Origin of the sequence: Serratia sp. root2 (assembly GCF_031931805.1) — a bacterium.
In the GTDB taxonomy this organism is placed as follows: Bacteria; Pseudomonadota; Gammaproteobacteria; order Enterobacterales; family Enterobacteriaceae; genus Serratia; species Serratia inhibens.
The window spans coordinates 209,782-226,820 of the sequence record NZ_JAUJXB010000003.1 but is presented as its reverse complement, the minus strand read 5'-3'; the positions used below and the strand labels follow the sequence as shown (position 1 = coordinate 226,820).

Below are 17,039 nucleotides of genomic sequence, written 5' to 3'. Positions count from 1 at the left end.
GGCATTGCCGGTGTATGAGGGAGCTAAATCGGGAGTTAATCATGACTGATATCGCGCAGTTGTTAGGAAAGGAAGCGGAAGACCTGTTGCAACACCGCTGTACCACCATCCCTGCTGAGAATCTGTACCTGCCGGGCGCCGACTTTGTTGACCGGATAATGATCGATAACAACCGCCCCAACACCGTCCTTCGCTCCATGCAAACCCTGCTCAACCACGGCCGCCTGGCCGGCACCGGCTACCTGTCGATTCTGCCGGTCGATCAGGGCATTGAACACTCGGCCGGCGCCTCTTTCGCCGCCAACCCCTTGTATTTTGATCCGAAAAACATCGTCGAACTGGCAATCGAAGCCGGCTGTAACTGCGTCGCTTCCACCTACGGGGTGCTGGCGTCGGTATCACGCCGCTACGCCCACAAAATTCCGTTCCTGGTCAAACTGAACCATAACGAGACCCTGAGCTATCCGACTCAATACGACCAGACGCTATATGCCAGCGTCGAGCAGGCTTTCAATATGGGGGCGGTCGCGGTCGGCGCAACGATTTACTTCGGCTCCGAGCAATCTCGCCGCCAGATCGAGGAGATCTCTGCCGCCTTCGAACGCGCGCACGAGCTGGGCATGGTCACCGTACTCTGGGCCTATCTGCGTAACCCGGCGTTCACCAAAGACGGCGTGGATTATCATTCCAGCGCCGATCTCACCGGCCAGGCCAACCATATTGCCGCCACCATCGGCGCCGATATCGTTAAGCAAAAAATGGCGGAAAACAACGGCGGCTACCGCGCAGTAAAATTCGGCTACACCGATGACCGCGTCTACAACAAGCTGACCACCGACCACCCGATAGATCTGGTGCGTTACCAGTTGGCCAACTGTTATATGGGCCGCGCAGGCTTGATCAACTCCGGCGGCGCCGCCGGTGAAAACGACCTGCAGGAATCGGTGCGCACCGCAGTCATCAACAAACGTGCGGGCGGCATGGGCCTGATCCTGGGGCGCAAGGCGTTCAAGAAATCGATGAAAGAAGGCGTGGCGCTGATCAACGCCGTGCAGGACACCTATCTGGACAAAAAAGTCACCATCGCCTGATCCCTTCCCTCCCCCCTCGCAGCCCGGTACGCCGGGCTTTTTTGTGCCTGTCTTCCGTCAATCCTTTCGTTCCCTACTCATTTTTCTTTCACTATTAACTTTCACAATAAAATATTTATCTTTCGAAATGTGATCTATTTAAAACAAATGAATCCATAAAGTGATTAGTGTAAGGCCCATGGCGACAGAGCCGCTTTTCGCTCCAGGCCATATCATCCATCACAGGAGAGCAATAATGATTGAGCTAATCACCCACGGTGCCGAGTGGTTTATCGGCCTGTTTCAGAAAGGTGGTGAAGTGTTCGTCGGCATGGTGACCGGCATTTTACCCTTGTTAATCAGCCTGTTGGTTATCATGAATGCGCTGATCAAATTTGTAGGCCAGGAACGTATCGAACAATTGGCGCAGCGCTGCGCGGGCAACCCGGTATCGCGCTATCTGCTGCTGCCGCTGATCGGTACCTTTGTTTTCTGTAACCCGATGACCCTCAGTCTCGGGCGCTTTATGCCAGAGAAATACAAGCCCAGCTACTATGCGGCGGCGTCCTACAGCTGCCACTCGATGAACGGCCTGTTTCCGCACATCAACCCCGGCGAGCTGTTCGTATACCTCGGTATCGCCAGCGGGCTGACGACTCTCGGCCTGCCACTTGGGCCATTGGCGGTGAGCTATTTCCTGGTCGGGTTGTTCACCAACTTCTTCCGTGGCTGGGTAACCGACCTCACCACCAGTCTGTTCGAACGCAAGATGGGCATCCGCCTGGATCGCCAGGTGCAACTTTAATCCGTGGAGTGCAGCATGAGTGCTTATATCCGTATTGAGAAAGGCGCCGGCGGCTGGGGCGGCCCGTTGGAGATTGCTGTCGAACCCGGCAAGAAAGTGGTGTACATCACCGCCGGCACCCGCCCTTCGATCGTCGATCGGCTCAGCGAGCTGACCGGTTGGCCGGCAGTCGACGGCTTTAAAGAGGGCGAACCGCCGGCGGAAGAGATTGGCGTGATGGTGATCGACTGCGGCGGCACCCTGCGCTGCGGGTTGTATCCGAAGCGCCGTATCCCGACGATCAATATCCACGCCACCGGCCAGTCCGGCCCGCTGGCGCAGTTTATCCTCGAGGATATTTACGTCTCCGGCGTACGCGACAACAACATCAGCCTGGTGGGCTCCGCAACCGGTACTGAGCAAAAAGCCCCCGCTCCGCAACCAAAAGGGCGTGATTACGACACCAGCAAAAAAATCACCGAACAGAGCGACGGCCTGCTGGCCAAGGTCGGTATGGGTATGGGCTCGGTGGTGGCGGTGTTCTTCCAGGCCGGGCGCGACACCATCGATACAGTGCTGAAAACCATCCTGCCGTTTATGGCGTTCGTCTCGGCGTTGATCGGCATCATCATGGCCTCGGGTCTGGGCGACTTTATCGCCCACGGCCTGACGCCGCTGGCCAGCAGCCCAATCGGCCTGGTGACGCTGGCGCTGATCTGTTCCTTCCCACTGTTGTCGCCCTTCCTCGGCCCCGGCGCGGTGATCGCCCAGGTGATTGGCGTGCTGGTCGGGGTGCAAATCGGTCTCGGCCATATTCCGCCGCAGTTGGCGCTTCCCGCACTGTTTGCGATTAACGCGCAGGCCGCCTGCGACTTTATTCCGGTCGGTCTGTCGCTGGCGGAAGCCAAACAGGACACCGTGCGGGTCGGCGTGCCGTCGGTACTGGTCGGGCGTTTCCTGACCGGTGCGCCAACGGTACTGATCGCCTGGGCCGCTTCGGCCTTCATCTATCAATGACATTGTTTTGCAGGGAAAAGATCATGCACACCATTTTCCACACCACCATTACGCAGATTGGCGGCAGCGCCCGTGAGGCATTGCAGGATGACATGCTGATCACCTTCCGCGAAGGCGCGCCGGCGGACATTGAAGAGTTTTGCTTTATCCATCGGCACGGTGACACCGCCGGCGAATTGCAGGTTGGCGGCTGGATGGAGCTGGCGGAGCAGCGCTATCCGATCACCGCCGTCGGCAGCGTCGCTACGCAAAACCTGCGTGAACTGGGCCATGTCACCGTACGCTTCGACGGCGTAACCCAGGCCGAGTTTCCGGGTTCGATCCACGTTTCCGGCGCCACGCCGGCCGATATCCCGTTAGGCAGCACGCTGAAATTTATTGCATAAGGAGTAGACCATGTCTGAAGTAGCGGTAGTGATTGGCGGCGGCCAAACCTTGGGTGCGTTTTTATCCCACGGCCTGGCGCAGGCAGGTTACCGGGTCGCGGTGGCCGATTTGAACGCGGACAATGCCCGGCAGGTGGCGCAACAGATTAACCATGAGTTCGGTGCGGGCCGCGCCCAGTCTTTCCAGGCCGACGCCACCGACGAGCAGAGCGTCATTGCGCTGGCGGCGGCGGTGGATCAGGCATTCGGCCAGGCCAATCTGCTGGTTTACAGCGCCGGCATCGCCAAGGCGGCACCGATCACCGATTTCCTGCTGGGAGATTTTGATCGTTCGCTGCAGGTCAATCTTGTAGGCTATTTTTTGTGCGCCCGCGAGTTTTCCCGCCTGATGATCCGCGACGGCGTGGCCGGACGTATCATCCAGATCAACTCCAAATCCGGCAAGGTGGGCAGCAAGCACAACTCCGGTTACAGCGCGGCAAAGTTCGGCGGCGTGGGGCTGACCCAGTCGTTGGCGCTCGATCTGGCGGAATACGGCATTACCGTGCATTCACTGATGCTCGGCAACCTGCTGAAGTCGCCGATGTTCCAGTCGCTGCTGCCGCAATACGCGCAAAAACTGGGGATCGAGCCGGATCAGGTCGAAAAATATTACACCGACAAGGTGCCGTTGAAACGCGGCTGCGACTATCAGGACGTGCTGAACACCCTGCTGTTTTACGCCAGCGACAAGGCGTCTTACTGCACCGGCCAGTCGATTAACATCACCGGCGGCCAGGTGATGTTCTGATGTGAACGCCTCCCCCTCCACCCGGAGGGGGATTAAGGAGGCATTATGACTCAAGCATTGGTTATCCTCGCCGTACTGGCCTGGCTGCTGCAAATCGGCCTCGGCGGGTGGCAAATCCGCCATTTCAACCGCGCCTTCGATCGCCTGTGCCGGCAAGGCACCGTCGGCGTCGGGCGCTCCGGCGGCCGTTTTCAACCCCGGGTCGTGCTGGCGCTGGCTTTCGATGCCGAGCGGCGAGTGTGCGGCAGCCTGCTGATGCGTGGCCTGACCATCTTCGCCCGTCCGCAGCCGCTGACGCATTTGCACGGCCTGCATCAACAGGATTTGCACCCGGATGTGATCTTCCCCGAGGATCGCGCATGCCGGGCTGCACTATCGTTAGCGATTGCCCCTAAATCATGATATTTTCACATTAAAAGACATTACCTTTCATATTGAATTATTAGCTGAAGGGAAATGCCCACCTCTTGTGAACGGGAATCGCGATGAAACCAAAGCAGCGGCAGGCCGCTATCCTTGAATATCTGCAGCGGCATGGCAAAACGGCAGTGGACGCCCTGGCAGAACACTTCTCCACCACCGGCACCACCATCCGCAAAGACCTCACCCTGCTGGAAGACGAAGGCGAGGTGATCCGCACCTACGGCGGCGTGGTGCTCAGCCGCGACGACGGCGACCAGCCGATCGACCGTAAAACCCATATCAACAGCGAAAAGAAACGCCAAATCGCTTACGCCGCCATCAAACTGATTAACGACGGCGACTCGCTGATTTTCGATGCCGGCAGCACGGTGCTGCAAATGGTGCCGCATCTGGCGCAGTTCAATAACATCACGGTGATGACCAACAGCCTGCATATCGTCAACGCGCTGGTGGAACTGGACAACGACCAAACCATCCTGATGCCCGGCGGCACCTACCGCAAAAAATCGGCCTCGTTCCACGGCAGCCTGGCGGAGTCGGCGTTCCAGAAGTTCAGCTTCGACAAACTGTTTATTGGCGCGGACGGGGTCGATCTCAACGCCGGCGTCACCACCTTTAACGAGGTGCACAACGTCAGCAAGGCGATGTGTGAGGCCGCCAGCCGCATTATCCTGCTGGTAGATTCGTCGAAATTCGGCCGTAAAAGCCCGAACGTGGTGTGCGACCTGAGCGCCGTGGATACGCTGATCACCGATAAAAACATCAATCCGGATTACCTCGCCGCGCTGCAAGCGAAAGGCATCAATATCATTTTGGTAGGAGATTCCGATGAGTAACGCCACTGCCCTGCTGGCCTTTGCCCGCGAAACGCTGGAAATTGAGCTGACCGAAGCGCAGCGCCTGCTGGCCAGGTTGGACGACAACTTCGTCTGCGCCTGCGAGCTGCTGCTGAACTGCCGGGGCAAGGCAGTAATTTCCGGCATCGGCAAATCCGGCCACATCGGCAAAAAGATTGCCGCCTCGCTGGCCAGCACCGGCACGCCGTCGTTCTTCGTCCACCCTGCAGAGGCGCTGCACGGCGATCTCGGCATGATCGGCGCCGACGACGTGGTGGTGTTTATCTCCTATTCCGGCCGCGCCAAGGAGCTGGATTTGATCCTGCCGCTGCTGGCGGAAAATAACATCCCGGTGATCGCCATTACCGGCGGCAAAGAGTCGCCGCTGGCGCTGGCCGCCGCCTGCGTGCTGGACATCAGCGTCGAACGTGAGGCCTGCCCGATGGGGCTGGCGCCCACCTCCAGCGCGGTCAATACGCTGATGATGGGCGACGCGCTGGCGATGGCATTGATGCGCCAACGCGGGTTCAACGCCGAAGACTTTGCCCGCTCCCATCCGGGCGGCAGCCTGGGCGCGCGCCTGTTGAACCGGGTACATCACCTGATGCGCACCGGCGATCGCCTGCCGCAGGTCAGTGAAAACGCCAACGTGATGGAAGCGATGCTCGAACTGAGCCGCACCGGGCTGGGATTGGTACCGGTGTGCGATGCGCAGCAAAAAGTGGTGGGGGTATTTACCGACGGCGACCTGCGCCGCTGGCTGGTGAAAGGCAATAGCCTGCAGGATACGTTGGGCCCGGCGATTACCCGCCCCGGCTACCGCTTGCCGGAACAGTGGCGCGCCGGAGAAGCGCTGGAAGCCTTGCACGAACAGCACATCAGCGCCGCACCGGTGGTCAATCTGGATGGCGTGCTGGTGGGCGCCATCAACCTGCACGATCTGCATCAGGCCGGCATTGGCTGAGTGCGTTACCTCGGGGCGCAGGCAGTTGCGCCCCAGGCCGTTTTATTTCCAGTCGGGATTGCTCTCGAACTGTTTTTTCAGCAGCGCCTTCATGTCGTCGTCCGGCTTGCCCAGCCATTGGTATTTGGCGTACTTCTTCAGATGGTCGATCGCTTCCGGTTTGTTGGCGACCTCTACCCGCACGCCCCAGGCCTGGGATTTGTCTTCTTTAAACGCCACGATCAAAAAGTTGTTGGCGCAATCGTGCGGCTTGCACAGATTGCCCACCAGGTAGTTCTGCCCCTTCCAGCTCAGGCTTTGCGCCGGAGTGGAAGTGCCCATCCCCTTGCGCGCCCAGCCCGGCAGGCGAGCCTGCCCCTTCACCATGTTCTGCCAGCTGGTTTGATAACCCGGCTGCTGGATCACGTCCGAGGTGGTAACAATCTGCTGGGCAACGCTGCCCGCACTGAGACTGAGTAATGCGCCGAAGATGGCGCAGCGAAGTGCGTTTTGTCCTGTCATGGCCTTCTCCCTTGGTTAAATCCGATCGTACCCGGCGAACGCCGGGCATGGATCCAGTCTGACCACAACAACGGCAAAAAGTTGACTCACCACCACGCGTGAAAATGATGCACCGGCCCGATGCCGTGCCCCACTTCCAGGGTATCTGCCTGCTGCAACGCCTTTTGCAGATAGTCCTTGGCGGCGGCGACCGTGCCGGCCCAGTCTTCATGACGCGGGCGCAACGCAGCCAACGCGGCGGAGAGCGTGCAGCCGGTGCCGTGCGTATGACGAGTCGCCACGCGCGGTGCGGTGAAGCGCAGTTCCTGCTCTGCGCTGAACAACCAGTCCGGGCTTTCGTTTTCGCTGAGGTGGCCGCCCTTCATCAGCACCGCCTGGCACCCCATGGCCAGCAACGCCCGGCCCTGTTCGCGCATCTGGCGCTCATTTTCCGCCGGGGCGCACGCCAACAGGGCCGCCGCCTCCGGCAGGTTCGGCGTGATGATCGACACCTGCGGCAGCAGTTCGCGGCGGATAGACTCTACCGCTTCCGGCGCCAGCAAGGGATCGCCGCTTTTCGCCAGCATCACCGTATCCAGCACCACGAACGGCGGCCGGTAATGCCGCAGGCGTTCGGCCACCACCTGCACGATGTCGGCGTTGGCCAGCATGCCGATCTTGGCGCTGTCGATACGCACGTCGCTGAATACCGAATCCAGCTGGGCGGCGACAAACGCCGGATCGATGTTATATACCGACTGCACGCCACGGGTATTTTGCGCCACCAGCGCGGTGATCACGGAAGTGCCGTAAGCCCCCAGCGCAGAAAAGGCTTTCAGATCGGCCTGGATACCGGCGCCGCCGCTCGGATCGGTGCCGGCGATGGTCAAAGCGTTAATCCGTTTCATTGCAGCTCCTCCGCACGCAGTTGATACAGGGCGTCGAGGAACGCCGGGGTAAAGCTGCCCGGCCCCGCAGCCCGATGCGTGGCCCGCTCGCCGCAAAGCGACATCACCCGGCAAGCGGTCGCGACATTGTCCAGCCGCTCGCCCGGCAGGCTGCAAAATGCCGCCACCACCGCCGACAGAGCGCAACCGGTGCCCACCACCCGCGTCATCAGCGCATCGCCACCGGCGACCGCCCAGTCGTGCCAACCATCAGTGATGTAATCCACCACGCCGGTTACCGCCACCACCGCGCCGCTGAGCTGCGCCAGTTCCCGTGCCGCCGGCAAGGCCGCCAGCGAGTCGTCGGTACTGTCTACGCCGCGCCCGGTGGCCTGCCGGCCGCTCAGCGCCATAATTTCAGACGCGTTGCCACGGATCGCCGCCGGCTTTTCGCCCAGCAAACGACGGGCAAAGGCGGTGCGATACGCCAACCCGCCTACCGCCACCGGATCCAGCGTCCAGGGCGTTCCCGCCAAATTGGCGGCCTCTACCGCCGCCAGCATGGATTCGGCGCGCGAGGCATTGAGAGTGCCGATGTTGATTAACAGGGCACCCGCCAGTTGGCTGAACTGCGCCGCTTCGGTCGGCTCCACCACCATCGCCGGGGAAGCGCCAAGCGCCAGCAACACGTTAGCCGTCAGCTCCTGCACCACTTCGTTGGTCAGGCAGTGAATCAGCGGGGGATGTTGTTTGAATTGGGTCAGACAAGCCGCGGCGCGGGCGCCGGGTAAAGCATCAGGTCGAGCGAACATATTCCTCCCAACCGGCGTTCAAGAAGGCGGGTACCGGTTGGGGCACCGAGACTTCCCTACGCTGGCATAATCCAGATCAGGTAATACGGGTAAAATCTCAGCCCCTTGGGGCACCCCGAGTCTTTGAAAGTGTTAAGTTTTTTCAGCTTTTCACTGTAACCACTAAGAGATAATCATACCCTATAAATTAACCTGTTGACCACACCATACACCAGATTGTTGTACAGTTATATTCGACAGGTTTTAGGCCTAACCCAAAACCAGCAATGGATTGTCTATGCGAAAAGAAATATCGAAAATTATTAGTATAATAAAAAACAAACTAATAAAAGTTTAACTTTATCATTAAAACAAACCAAAAAAAACTTATGACACTAAATAAAACTCTCTAAAAGCTAATACCCAATTATTAGTTAAGGGAGTTTACACTTGATATCTTCCTCAACTCAACTAAGAGATCATGATTATTATCCAAGAGCCAGTGTAATATTTCAGGGTTATATCTTAATGTATTTATTATTTTGCTTAACATTCAATGGCGTAAATTCTTAACACTTGAAATGATATATATTAAACTTCACATAGTTACTTTTAAATTAACACATAATCATAACCACCTCGCAATTATTTTTAAAATCAAATAAATTGACTCTGTAAGCCCCCCTGTAGCAGGCTGTCGACTTTACAGCTATTTCACTTTCCATGGAGATAAGACCATTACCTTGGTTTTTTGAATACCTCACTCGTGACTTGTTATCTACCGGTCTGCACAATAGACACCCTTTATATTTTTTAAAGGCCGGGTAGAAAAAAATCGCGCATTGATTATAGAATCCGAATAGGTTTTATCGGTGATTTAATTCGGCGTTCCGAAACGGGATTAGGGTTAAAGGTATTATATATCATAACGCATGAACGTTGGTTGTTTCTGGTCACGGTTTTATATATAGATCTTCCCGAAGAATCATTCTGTTATGACTATACAAGCCCGGATGAAAAATATAGTACTAAATACTTTCCTGATGGCCATGCAACAAAATAAATCGCAAAAAAATTGCTAATAAGGCCGTCCATCGAGCGGCCTTGTCGGCACTAGCGTTTGTAATTACCCTTGCTCGCAACCTTGGTACATAGATGACTCAGTTAGCTATTGACCGCCATAGACTTTATTGCCCATCTACAATACGAGCCGGAACACCTGCAACGGTTTTACCCTCAAGTACGCATTCCAGAACAACTGATCCTGCAGCTACCTTGGCATTATCCCCAATATTAATGTTGCCCAATATTTTGGCGCCAGCACCAATGGTAACGTTATCCCCAATTTTAGGATGACGATCACCATGTTCTTTTCCTGTACCACCCAATGTTATACTGTGAAATAGCGAAACATTATTCCCAATAATTGCCGTCTCACCAATAACAAGACAATGTGCGTGGTCAAACATAATACCCGAGCCAATTTTTGCTGCAGGATGGATATCAATTGATAAAACTTCTGACATGCGGCTCTGAATAAATAGCGCCGTTTCTTTTTTTCCTTGAATATATAACTCATGAGCTACGCGATAGCATTGCAAGGCGATAAACCCCTTAAAAAAAAGCATTACCTGCAGGTATCCATAACAAGCGGGATCTCTTTCTCTGAAAGCATGTAGATCAGACAGCGCCTGATTAATAACTTCAGGGTTATTATTATAAACTTCAACGACAATTAGATACCAGTCTCTAAACCGGTCTTCATCCTTATTCAGTTTGTCCACGACACACCACGCAAGAGACGCATTAAAACTCGAGTGTGCAAGAATAGACTTATACAAAACCTGGTTGATAAGTGGATTTTTTACAAGAGCCTGACGAGCCTCTTGCTTCAAAATATTAAACATATAGGTAGATTCACCTACTTCAAGATATTCATCATTTTTAAAAAAACGCATGTATATGCTCACCTTAAAGTAAATTAAATTGTAGCCAAACCCACGCAGGTCGCCAGCTCATCAATAGCAGAAAAAAGCGTTTCGATTTCTGACAGTTCATTATAAATACAGGCAGAAATACGAATAACTTCACCCTGTGCTTTTTCAGTTACAAAGGGCTGTGCGCAAAGATAGCCACTGCGACACATGATGCCCCATGAATCACTCAGCAAACGAGTCAACTCCCCCGCCGGAATACTGCTGTCAAACTTCACGGAAAATATCGCATGCCGGTCCTTTGTATCGTGCGGTCCAAGTAACGACAGGAATGGGCGTTCTGCAATAGATTTCAACATCGCCTCTGACAATGCCCTGTCATGAGCACTTCTCAGGCTTTCATCACACTGCAGCAAGTAACGCACAGCGGCCCCAGTGCCTAATACAGAAGCGATAGCGGGTGTGCCGGCTTCAAGGTGGTATGGCGCACGTCTATTTATCTGCTTTTTCGCATCAACCCAATCCACAGTTCCACCGCCGTATTGCAGCGGTTTCAATTTTTCCAGTAAGGCATATTTTCCATATAGAAGACCCACTCCTGTTGGACCATACATTTTATGGGCGGAAAATGCCGCAAAGTCGACATCAAGCTGGTGAAAATCAATGCGCTCATGCGGCAGTGACTGAGCAGCGTCCAGGACGATAACAGCGTCAGAGGACGCCCTGATTAATTTCACCATCAGCCCGACCGGATGCACCGCCCCCGTGACATTTGAACAGTGAGTTAATGCCACAACGCTTGGTTTTAGCGACAGTAACTCGCGAAAATGGTCCAGATCGAGCCGCCCTTCCGCAGTAGTGCGAATAAAGCGCACGTCAGCTGTTTGCCGCCAGGGAAGAATATTTGAATGGTGAGCATCCTCATTGACCAGGACAATGTCCTGCTTGCTGAGCTGCAGCCCATGCGCAACGATATTCAGAGAATGCGTAGTATTTCCGGTAAAGACCAATTCATTGGCTTGCGCGCCAATATAGTTAGAAATATCCAACCTTGCATGTTCATAATCATTCGATGCTTCATCGGAAAGTCGATGCTTACCGCGATGTATATTGGCTCCATTAAAGGTATAAAAATCACTGACCGCCTTAATAACCGCGCGAGGCTTGAGCGTAGTGGCGGCATTATCGAGATAAATAATGCTATTACCGTCAATCTCTTGCTGTAGGGCTGGGAAATCAGATTTACAGACCGGGGAATGGCTCACGGTTTTACCTCATGAAACTGAGAAATACAGGACTGGAATTTTCCACTGCGCTCACAGGGGATATAATCCACCGATAGATATTCAATATCATCGGTACCAATCAACGTACCGACGACATCCTTTATTCGAGCCAGGGTTAACGCATTAAACTGCTCATTAGCGATAAAGCGGAAGGTGAATTTCCCTGCCTGGTTTTGCTCCATTTTGTAGAGGTCGATCCCCGGAGCATCACCCACAGCAGAATCTAAATCGGTCGGCGAAATACTCCTATTTCCCACCAGCAGATTCTGCGTTGCCCGCCCCTCGATCACCACGCGGGGTAAGGTACTACCGCAGGTACAAGAACCTGCGACAAAGCGATAGAGATCGCCAGTGGCATAGCGAATACGCGGGATGAGTCCATCATCGATGGTTGAAATGACCAATTCTCCTGGCTGGTTCTCCTGTACGTCCTCCCCATTTGCCAGCAGCTCAACGAAATAATCCTGGTTGTTGAGATGCAGGCTGCCGTGGTGGCATTCAAAGCCCAGATAACCCAGCTCTGACATGCCCAGCATGTTGCCCACCGGCACATCGTCACCGAAAAACTGGGTGATTTGCCGCCGCGCCACGTGGGTCAGTTGCGTGTAACCGCAGATGATGTGCAATTTGTTACTGCTGCTGATAGTCCTGCCCAGCTTCGCGGCCTGACGCGTCAAAAATGCCAGATGTGTGGGGTCCACCACCAGAATGTCCGGATTGTAAAGCGCGATTTCATCCAGCGCTTGATTGATCATCCGCAGAGGGGTCGCCAGCAGGTCGTGCGCCACCGGTAGGACCAATGTGCCATCTGCTAACGTGCGTTCTTCCATTGTACTCAAGCCAATACCACACTCGACATCTGAACAGTTAGGCGGCGCATAACGACACAGCTTGAGCTTTTTCCCGGGCAGCCAGAGCGAATTAAACTTCTCATTTACGCTCAGGCTGGTAGCCTGCCGACGCGCCAGATCAAAGGAGAAAATCGCGCTGTTCAACCGCTCGCCCGACGTCCCCGAACTTTGAAAACGCATGACGTGCGGTGAGTTCAGGGTGTAACCCGCTGCCAATACGCCAAACGGATAATTTTTTCGGTAATGCATCTTACGCGTGACGGGCAGGCGCTTAAACGCCTGTACTGAGTCAATGGCATCGGGCACGATGCCCGACTCATCGATATGGTTACGGAAAAAACGCGCATGCTGATAAGCATATTCAATCTCGCGTTTTACATCCTCAAAATTGCCTGAATCGATCATGTCATTGCCACCATAATGGAACGTGGAGTTTTGAAAGGTCGCCGCCCGTGTGACATCGTCTCGTTATCAATGATCAGAATGTCCCCTTCTTCCCAGTCGAAGACTAACTCCTCCTGCTGGTAGGCCGCCCGGATGGTGGCCAAATCCGCTGCTGGGATCGGAGTACCGTCACCAAACAACGTGTTACGCGGCAGATCAATTTCACAGAACTCGAGACGTAATTCCCGCTCCGTCTCCGGAGGGAGGCTACTGACATGAAACAGGTGGGCCTGGTTAAACCAGATCCCCTGACCGCTGTGTTTATCGCGTATCGTAGCCTGACAAACCTGACGCGTGCGAAGCCTTCCCTCGCTCAGCCACTCAAACTGGATGCCGTTTTCAGTGCAATAACGTTCAACTTCGCTGACTTCCTCCGTCTGGAAGACATCCTGCCAGCTCAAATCAAGCCCCAGGCCATAGTTACGCACATACATAACGCCATGTCGGTCAAAGCGTTCGATCAGACCTGCCGGTAAGCATTGGTACATTCTTTTACTGTCTGCTAAAGGGGTTTGTCCCCCGTCACCCGGTTTAACCGCGCAGTAGAAAAATAGACGCGTGGGCCAGTTCTGCGTGTAGGACATTTCATTGTGCTGAGGAATATGCTGATCCGCCGGGTATTCGGTTGAGCTGTAAATCCCCGCACTGATGCTTTTACGCGGCGTTGACCGGTGGGTGTAGTTCAGCAACGTGCCCTGTGTCGCCTCAACCACCTGACGGAAAGCGTCGGCATCGGTTACGTTAAATCCTCGTAACAGCAGCGCGCCATTCGCGTTCAGCCATTCGGTCATCTGCTGCAGGTGTTCCAGCACCCAAGCGTGCGCAGAAACGTCTTTACGATCGGGTATGACCATTTTTCCCCGCCGTGTTTCATCCACCAACGGCACCAGTGTTACGCCTTGATGCAATGAGACTTTCACTACCTGGCGACGACCGCCAAATCGCGTTTCGGTTAACATGATTTTACCTCCTGATTTTGTGCCAGCGCCGTATCGATCTGCACACTCAGTCCACTCACAGTGGCATCCATAAAGACAGAGCGCAGGTTAAAAGGGATCGTGAACTGCTGACGGATCGCAGCCACCAGCCTTGTTGCAACCAGTGAATGGCCACCGATATCAAAAAAGTCATCGTGCTGGCCGACTGAGGCGACCTGAAGCAACGATTCGAATATTCCGGCAACTGTTTTCTCTGTGTCACTTTTCGGCGCCACATAATGGCTGTTATCGCCGGAATGCAGCGATTCGGGATGAGGAAGGAGTGAAATATCAATTTTCCCGTTATGGTTGAGCGGGAAACGAGACAACGCGACGACGTACGACGGCAACATAAAGTCCGGCAATTGCGTACTGAGGTAATCGCGCAGCGCAGGTTGCAGACCAACCGAACAGTCCTGCAACACCACATAAGCCACCAGATGTGCGCTGGCAGACTCACCCTGTTCAATGACGCAGCTATCCAGCACTTCGGCATGACGACGCAAAATCGCTTCGATCTCGGCAGGCTCCACCCGGAATCCACGGATTTTCAACTGTCGATCGATGCGCCCCAAGAACTCAAGCCGTCCGTTTGGCAAGCGGCGAACCTTGTCTCCGGTGCGGTATACGCAACCTTCGTCATGCCACGGATCCGCAATAAAGCGCGCGACATCCCGCTCTTCCGCGAACACATAGCCGGTGCTGACGCTTTCCCCCCCGATATATAATTCACCAACCGCACCATCCGGCAGCAAATGGCCATACGCATCAACAATGTAAGCACGCACGTGGCCTAACGGCTGCCCCAACGGAACGGTAGATGCCAGTGCCACATCCACGTCAGTTTCGACAACGCCGGCAATCACCCCCACGCAGGTTTCGGTCGGGCCATAATGGTTGAAAATCTTGCAGCCGTGGCTGAAGGAATTGAACAAACGCCACATCCCCCAGCTCAGCATTTCTCCGCCCAGCACCAGCGTTTTTTCTGGCATCAAGCGAGCCGGCTCCTGACACAGAGCAAACAACGAGGCTAAATGCGCAGGCGTGATCTTCAGAACATCAAATTGCGTTATTTCCATAAACGCGATTTGTTCCTGGGCTTCTTCCGCTTTAGAGTGCGGAGACATGATGATGCAACCACCGCTGGTTAACGCCGGGAAAATCGTCGTGTTACCTAAATCCGTGGTCAATGGGCCGACAGAAAGATAGACTAACGGACCTTTTATGCCGATACGTGTCTTAACCCCATCAATGTAGCGCGCGAGCGCGCGGTGCGTTACTTTTACCCCTTTAGGGTTACCCGTGGTGCCAGAGGTGTAAAGAATGTAAGCAAGCGCATCGGGGTGGATCGTCACCTCCGGCCCGCTCGACGGATACACTGTCGCGGCTTCCAGCACGGCGGACAGACGAAGTGTAGCCTGTTCGCCAATAACATCGATTTCACTGCCGTCATCCTGAATCAATAACACTGGCGTGGTTTGCTGGAGCAAGGTTGCAACACGCTGTTCAGGCATAATGATATCTAACGGCAGATAGGCTGCCCCCGCTTTATTAACGGCGATAATCAGTGCTAAAAGGTAATCACTGCGTTCCAGCCGTAAAGCCACCGTGGAACCGGGAACAACCCCTTTAGCGACCAGCGTATTGGCAATCTGGCTGGTCAGCGCATCAAGCGAACCATAACTCCAGATACGATCGTTAAAACGTAAAGCAAGCGCATTGGGCGTTTCCTGCGCTTGCCGAGCAAAAACCTGCGTCCAGGGTTCAGAGGCAGCCAGTGCAACAGGAGCAACCGTATTCTGCAACAGCTGTTGCTGTTGAGCCGTGTTAAGCAGAGCGAAATGCCCGAGAGGTTGTCGCGCATTCGCCAACAGTGCATTGACTGATGCATTAAAGGCTTGAGAAATCGCCTGTATGCCGGCATCGGGAATAGTGCCATTGCGCACATTCAGCGTGCAGCGCAATACCTCACCGACCTGTACCTGCAACATCAGATCGGTATCAAAATCAACGCGCGGCTGCGACTGGTTACACCAGTTAAGTTCTGCCAGGCTGATTGCCATTACTGCTTCATCAAAATCAAAAGCAACATTTACTTTCTTGCTAATCTGATGAAGACCACTGGAACGTACCTGCACCAGCGGTTCATAACGTGATAAAGCGTCCTGACATTGCGTCAATAATTGTGAAAAATCATGGGTTGGTAACGGAGCCAGATTGAGCGTGACCGGCGCACTATAACGGCCAAGTGAATGCTGCAATTCAGCAAAAGGCCTTCCGAGCATGTTCACGCGAATGCTGACAGCATCAGGAGAGCCACAAAGTCGCCACAGACCCGCCGTCCAGCAGGCCAGAAACACCGCTTTTTGCCCCACCCCCAGCCGATCAGCAACCGCCATCAGGCCCGACTGTTGCTCCACGCTCAGCGACAGTGGATGACGGCTAAAATCCGTTCTCTCTGATTTCATCTCCAACGGCAGGTTCAATGCAGTGGCGTTTGCCAGCTGTGTCTGCGCGTAGGTATCACCTTTATTAACGTGGCTTTTCTGATCTTCTTCCCGCTGCCACTGGGCAAAATCCACATATTGCACAACATGGTTTTCCCCCACGGCCATTTGCTGGGTCAACGCATGATATTCAGCCGCAACCTGCTGCATCAGCAAATTCCCGGATAGCCAATCAAAGCCTATCGCAGGTACCTTGAGCAGCAATGTGTGATGATCTTCCCAAGAGAGTAAGCTCGCATTAATCGCATCATCACGATTGACAACCTCACCGCTTTCTAGAGCAGCCATTTCGCTTGCAATCACTGACTGTCTTTCGGCTTCCAATAATAAAACTATCTCATCGAGATGCAGTAAGGCAGTATCACTGATTACCATCAGTGGATTTTTACTCTGACTTTGCAGTGTTCGATAGTGGGTGCGAAGGATTTCATTTTTCTCAACAATGTTATTTAGCGCCTTATTAAGAAGAATCTTATCCAGCACACCTTTAATATCGAATCGCAAACACAGGGTACGGAGCTTTTCATTTACGCGCTCAGCACAAAACACGTCCTGCTGGAAAGATAATGGGAAACCCTCCCATGTATTATCGGGCATTAATGTCATTTTATT

General features: G+C 54.3%; 16 protein-coding genes and 1 riboswitch. Of the genes, 8 read left to right on the top strand and 8 right to left on the bottom strand.

Annotated elements, in window-relative coordinates:
* Positions 1–41 precede the first annotated feature (41 nt).
* The 8 genes from fbaB to gutQ all read left to right on the top strand — a co-directional run bounded on the left by fbaB (position 42) and on the right by gutQ (position 6,270).
* Positions 42–1,091: a class I fructose-bisphosphate aldolase gene (fbaB, locus tag QZQ97_RS17165; RefSeq protein WP_006318230.1), complete on the top strand. Its 1,050-nt coding sequence runs from the start codon at positions 42–44 to the stop codon at positions 1,089–1,091.
* 235 nt (positions 1,092–1,326) lie between these two features.
* Positions 1,327–1,875, top strand: a complete 549-nt coding sequence (gene srlA, locus QZQ97_RS17160; RefSeq protein WP_311994428.1) for a PTS glucitol/sorbitol transporter subunit IIC — start codon at positions 1,327–1,329, stop codon at positions 1,873–1,875.
* 15 nt (positions 1,876–1,890) lie between these two features.
* Complete coding sequence (gene srlE / locus QZQ97_RS17155) at positions 1,891–2,871, top strand: PTS glucitol/sorbitol transporter subunit IIB (RefSeq protein WP_311994427.1); 981 nt, start codon at positions 1,891–1,893, stop codon at positions 2,869–2,871.
* Between the two features lie 23 nt (positions 2,872–2,894).
* Entirely contained in the window at positions 2,895–3,257 is a 363-nt protein-coding gene (srlB, locus tag QZQ97_RS17150; RefSeq protein WP_004951982.1) for a PTS glucitol/sorbitol transporter subunit IIA, read from the top strand.
* A 10-nt stretch (positions 3,258–3,267) separates the two neighbouring features.
* Positions 3,268–4,047, top strand: a complete 780-nt coding sequence (gene srlD, locus QZQ97_RS17145) for a sorbitol-6-phosphate dehydrogenase (protein ID WP_311994426.1) — start codon at positions 3,268–3,270, stop codon at positions 4,045–4,047.
* A gap of 45 nt (positions 4,048–4,092) precedes the next feature.
* The gene (gutM, locus tag QZQ97_RS17140) at positions 4,093–4,449 is read left to right on the top strand and encodes a transcriptional regulator GutM (protein ID WP_311994425.1); all 357 of its coding nucleotides are present in this window, start codon (positions 4,093–4,095) and stop codon (positions 4,447–4,449) included.
* Positions 4,450–4,532: 83 nt separating this feature from the next.
* Positions 4,533–5,306, top strand: a complete 774-nt coding sequence (gene srlR / locus QZQ97_RS17135) for a glucitol operon DNA-binding transcriptional repressor SrlR (protein WP_004951988.1) — start codon at positions 4,533–4,535, stop codon at positions 5,304–5,306.
* Positions 5,299–6,270: an arabinose-5-phosphate isomerase GutQ gene (gene gutQ / locus QZQ97_RS17130; RefSeq protein ID WP_311994424.1), complete on the top strand. Its 972-nt coding sequence runs from the start codon at positions 5,299–5,301 to the stop codon at positions 6,268–6,270. The genes srlR and gutQ overlap by 8 nt, the downstream gene beginning before the upstream one ends.
* A gap of 42 nt (positions 6,271–6,312) precedes the next feature.
* On the opposite strand, the gene QZQ97_RS17125 is transcribed toward gutQ, so the two are convergent.
* The 8 genes from QZQ97_RS17125 to QZQ97_RS17090 form a co-directional block, all read right to left on the bottom strand.
* Positions 6,313–6,771, bottom strand: a complete 459-nt coding sequence (locus QZQ97_RS17125; protein ID WP_311994423.1) for an inhibitor of vertebrate lysozyme family protein — start codon at positions 6,769–6,771, stop codon at positions 6,313–6,315.
* A gap of 86 nt (positions 6,772–6,857) precedes the next feature.
* The gene (gene thiD, locus QZQ97_RS17120) at positions 6,858–7,658 is read right to left on the bottom strand and encodes a bifunctional hydroxymethylpyrimidine kinase/phosphomethylpyrimidine kinase (RefSeq protein WP_311994422.1); all 801 of its coding nucleotides are present in this window, start codon (positions 7,656–7,658) and stop codon (positions 6,858–6,860) included.
* Positions 7,655–8,449 carry a hydroxyethylthiazole kinase gene (thiM, locus tag QZQ97_RS17115; RefSeq protein WP_311994421.1) on the bottom strand — a complete coding sequence of 265 codons (795 nt, stop codon included), beginning with the start codon at positions 8,447–8,449 and terminating at the stop codon, positions 7,655–7,657. The genes thiD and thiM overlap by 4 nt, the downstream gene beginning before the upstream one ends.
* Positions 8,450–8,485: 36 nt before the next feature.
* Positions 8,486–8,577: riboswitch (TPP riboswitch) on the bottom strand.
* A gap of 1,038 nt (positions 8,578–9,615) precedes the next feature.
* On the bottom strand, positions 9,616–10,386 hold the full coding sequence (gene cysE, locus QZQ97_RS17110; RefSeq protein ID WP_311994420.1) for a serine O-acetyltransferase: 771 nt from the start codon (positions 10,384–10,386) through the stop codon (positions 9,616–9,618).
* A 23-nt stretch (positions 10,387–10,409) separates the two neighbouring features.
* A complete protein-coding gene (locus tag QZQ97_RS17105; protein ID WP_209638275.1) occupies positions 10,410–11,627 on the bottom strand; it encodes an aminotransferase class V-fold PLP-dependent enzyme in 1,218 nt (405 codons plus the stop codon).
* Positions 11,624–12,904, bottom strand: coding sequence for a phenylacetate--CoA ligase family protein (locus tag QZQ97_RS17100; RefSeq protein ID WP_311994419.1), 1,281 nt, complete (start codon positions 12,902–12,904; stop codon positions 11,624–11,626). Before QZQ97_RS17100 ends, QZQ97_RS17105 begins: the two co-directional genes overlap by 4 nt.
* A complete protein-coding gene (locus tag QZQ97_RS17095) occupies positions 12,901–13,902 on the bottom strand; it encodes a TauD/TfdA family dioxygenase (protein WP_311994418.1) in 1,002 nt (333 codons plus the stop codon). The genes QZQ97_RS17100 and QZQ97_RS17095 overlap by 4 nt, the downstream gene beginning before the upstream one ends.
* Positions 13,896–17,033, bottom strand: a complete 3,138-nt coding sequence (locus tag QZQ97_RS17090; protein ID WP_311994417.1) for a non-ribosomal peptide synthetase — start codon at positions 17,031–17,033, stop codon at positions 13,896–13,898. Before QZQ97_RS17090 ends, QZQ97_RS17095 begins: the two co-directional genes overlap by 7 nt.
* Between the last annotated feature and the right edge of the window lie 6 nt (positions 17,034–17,039).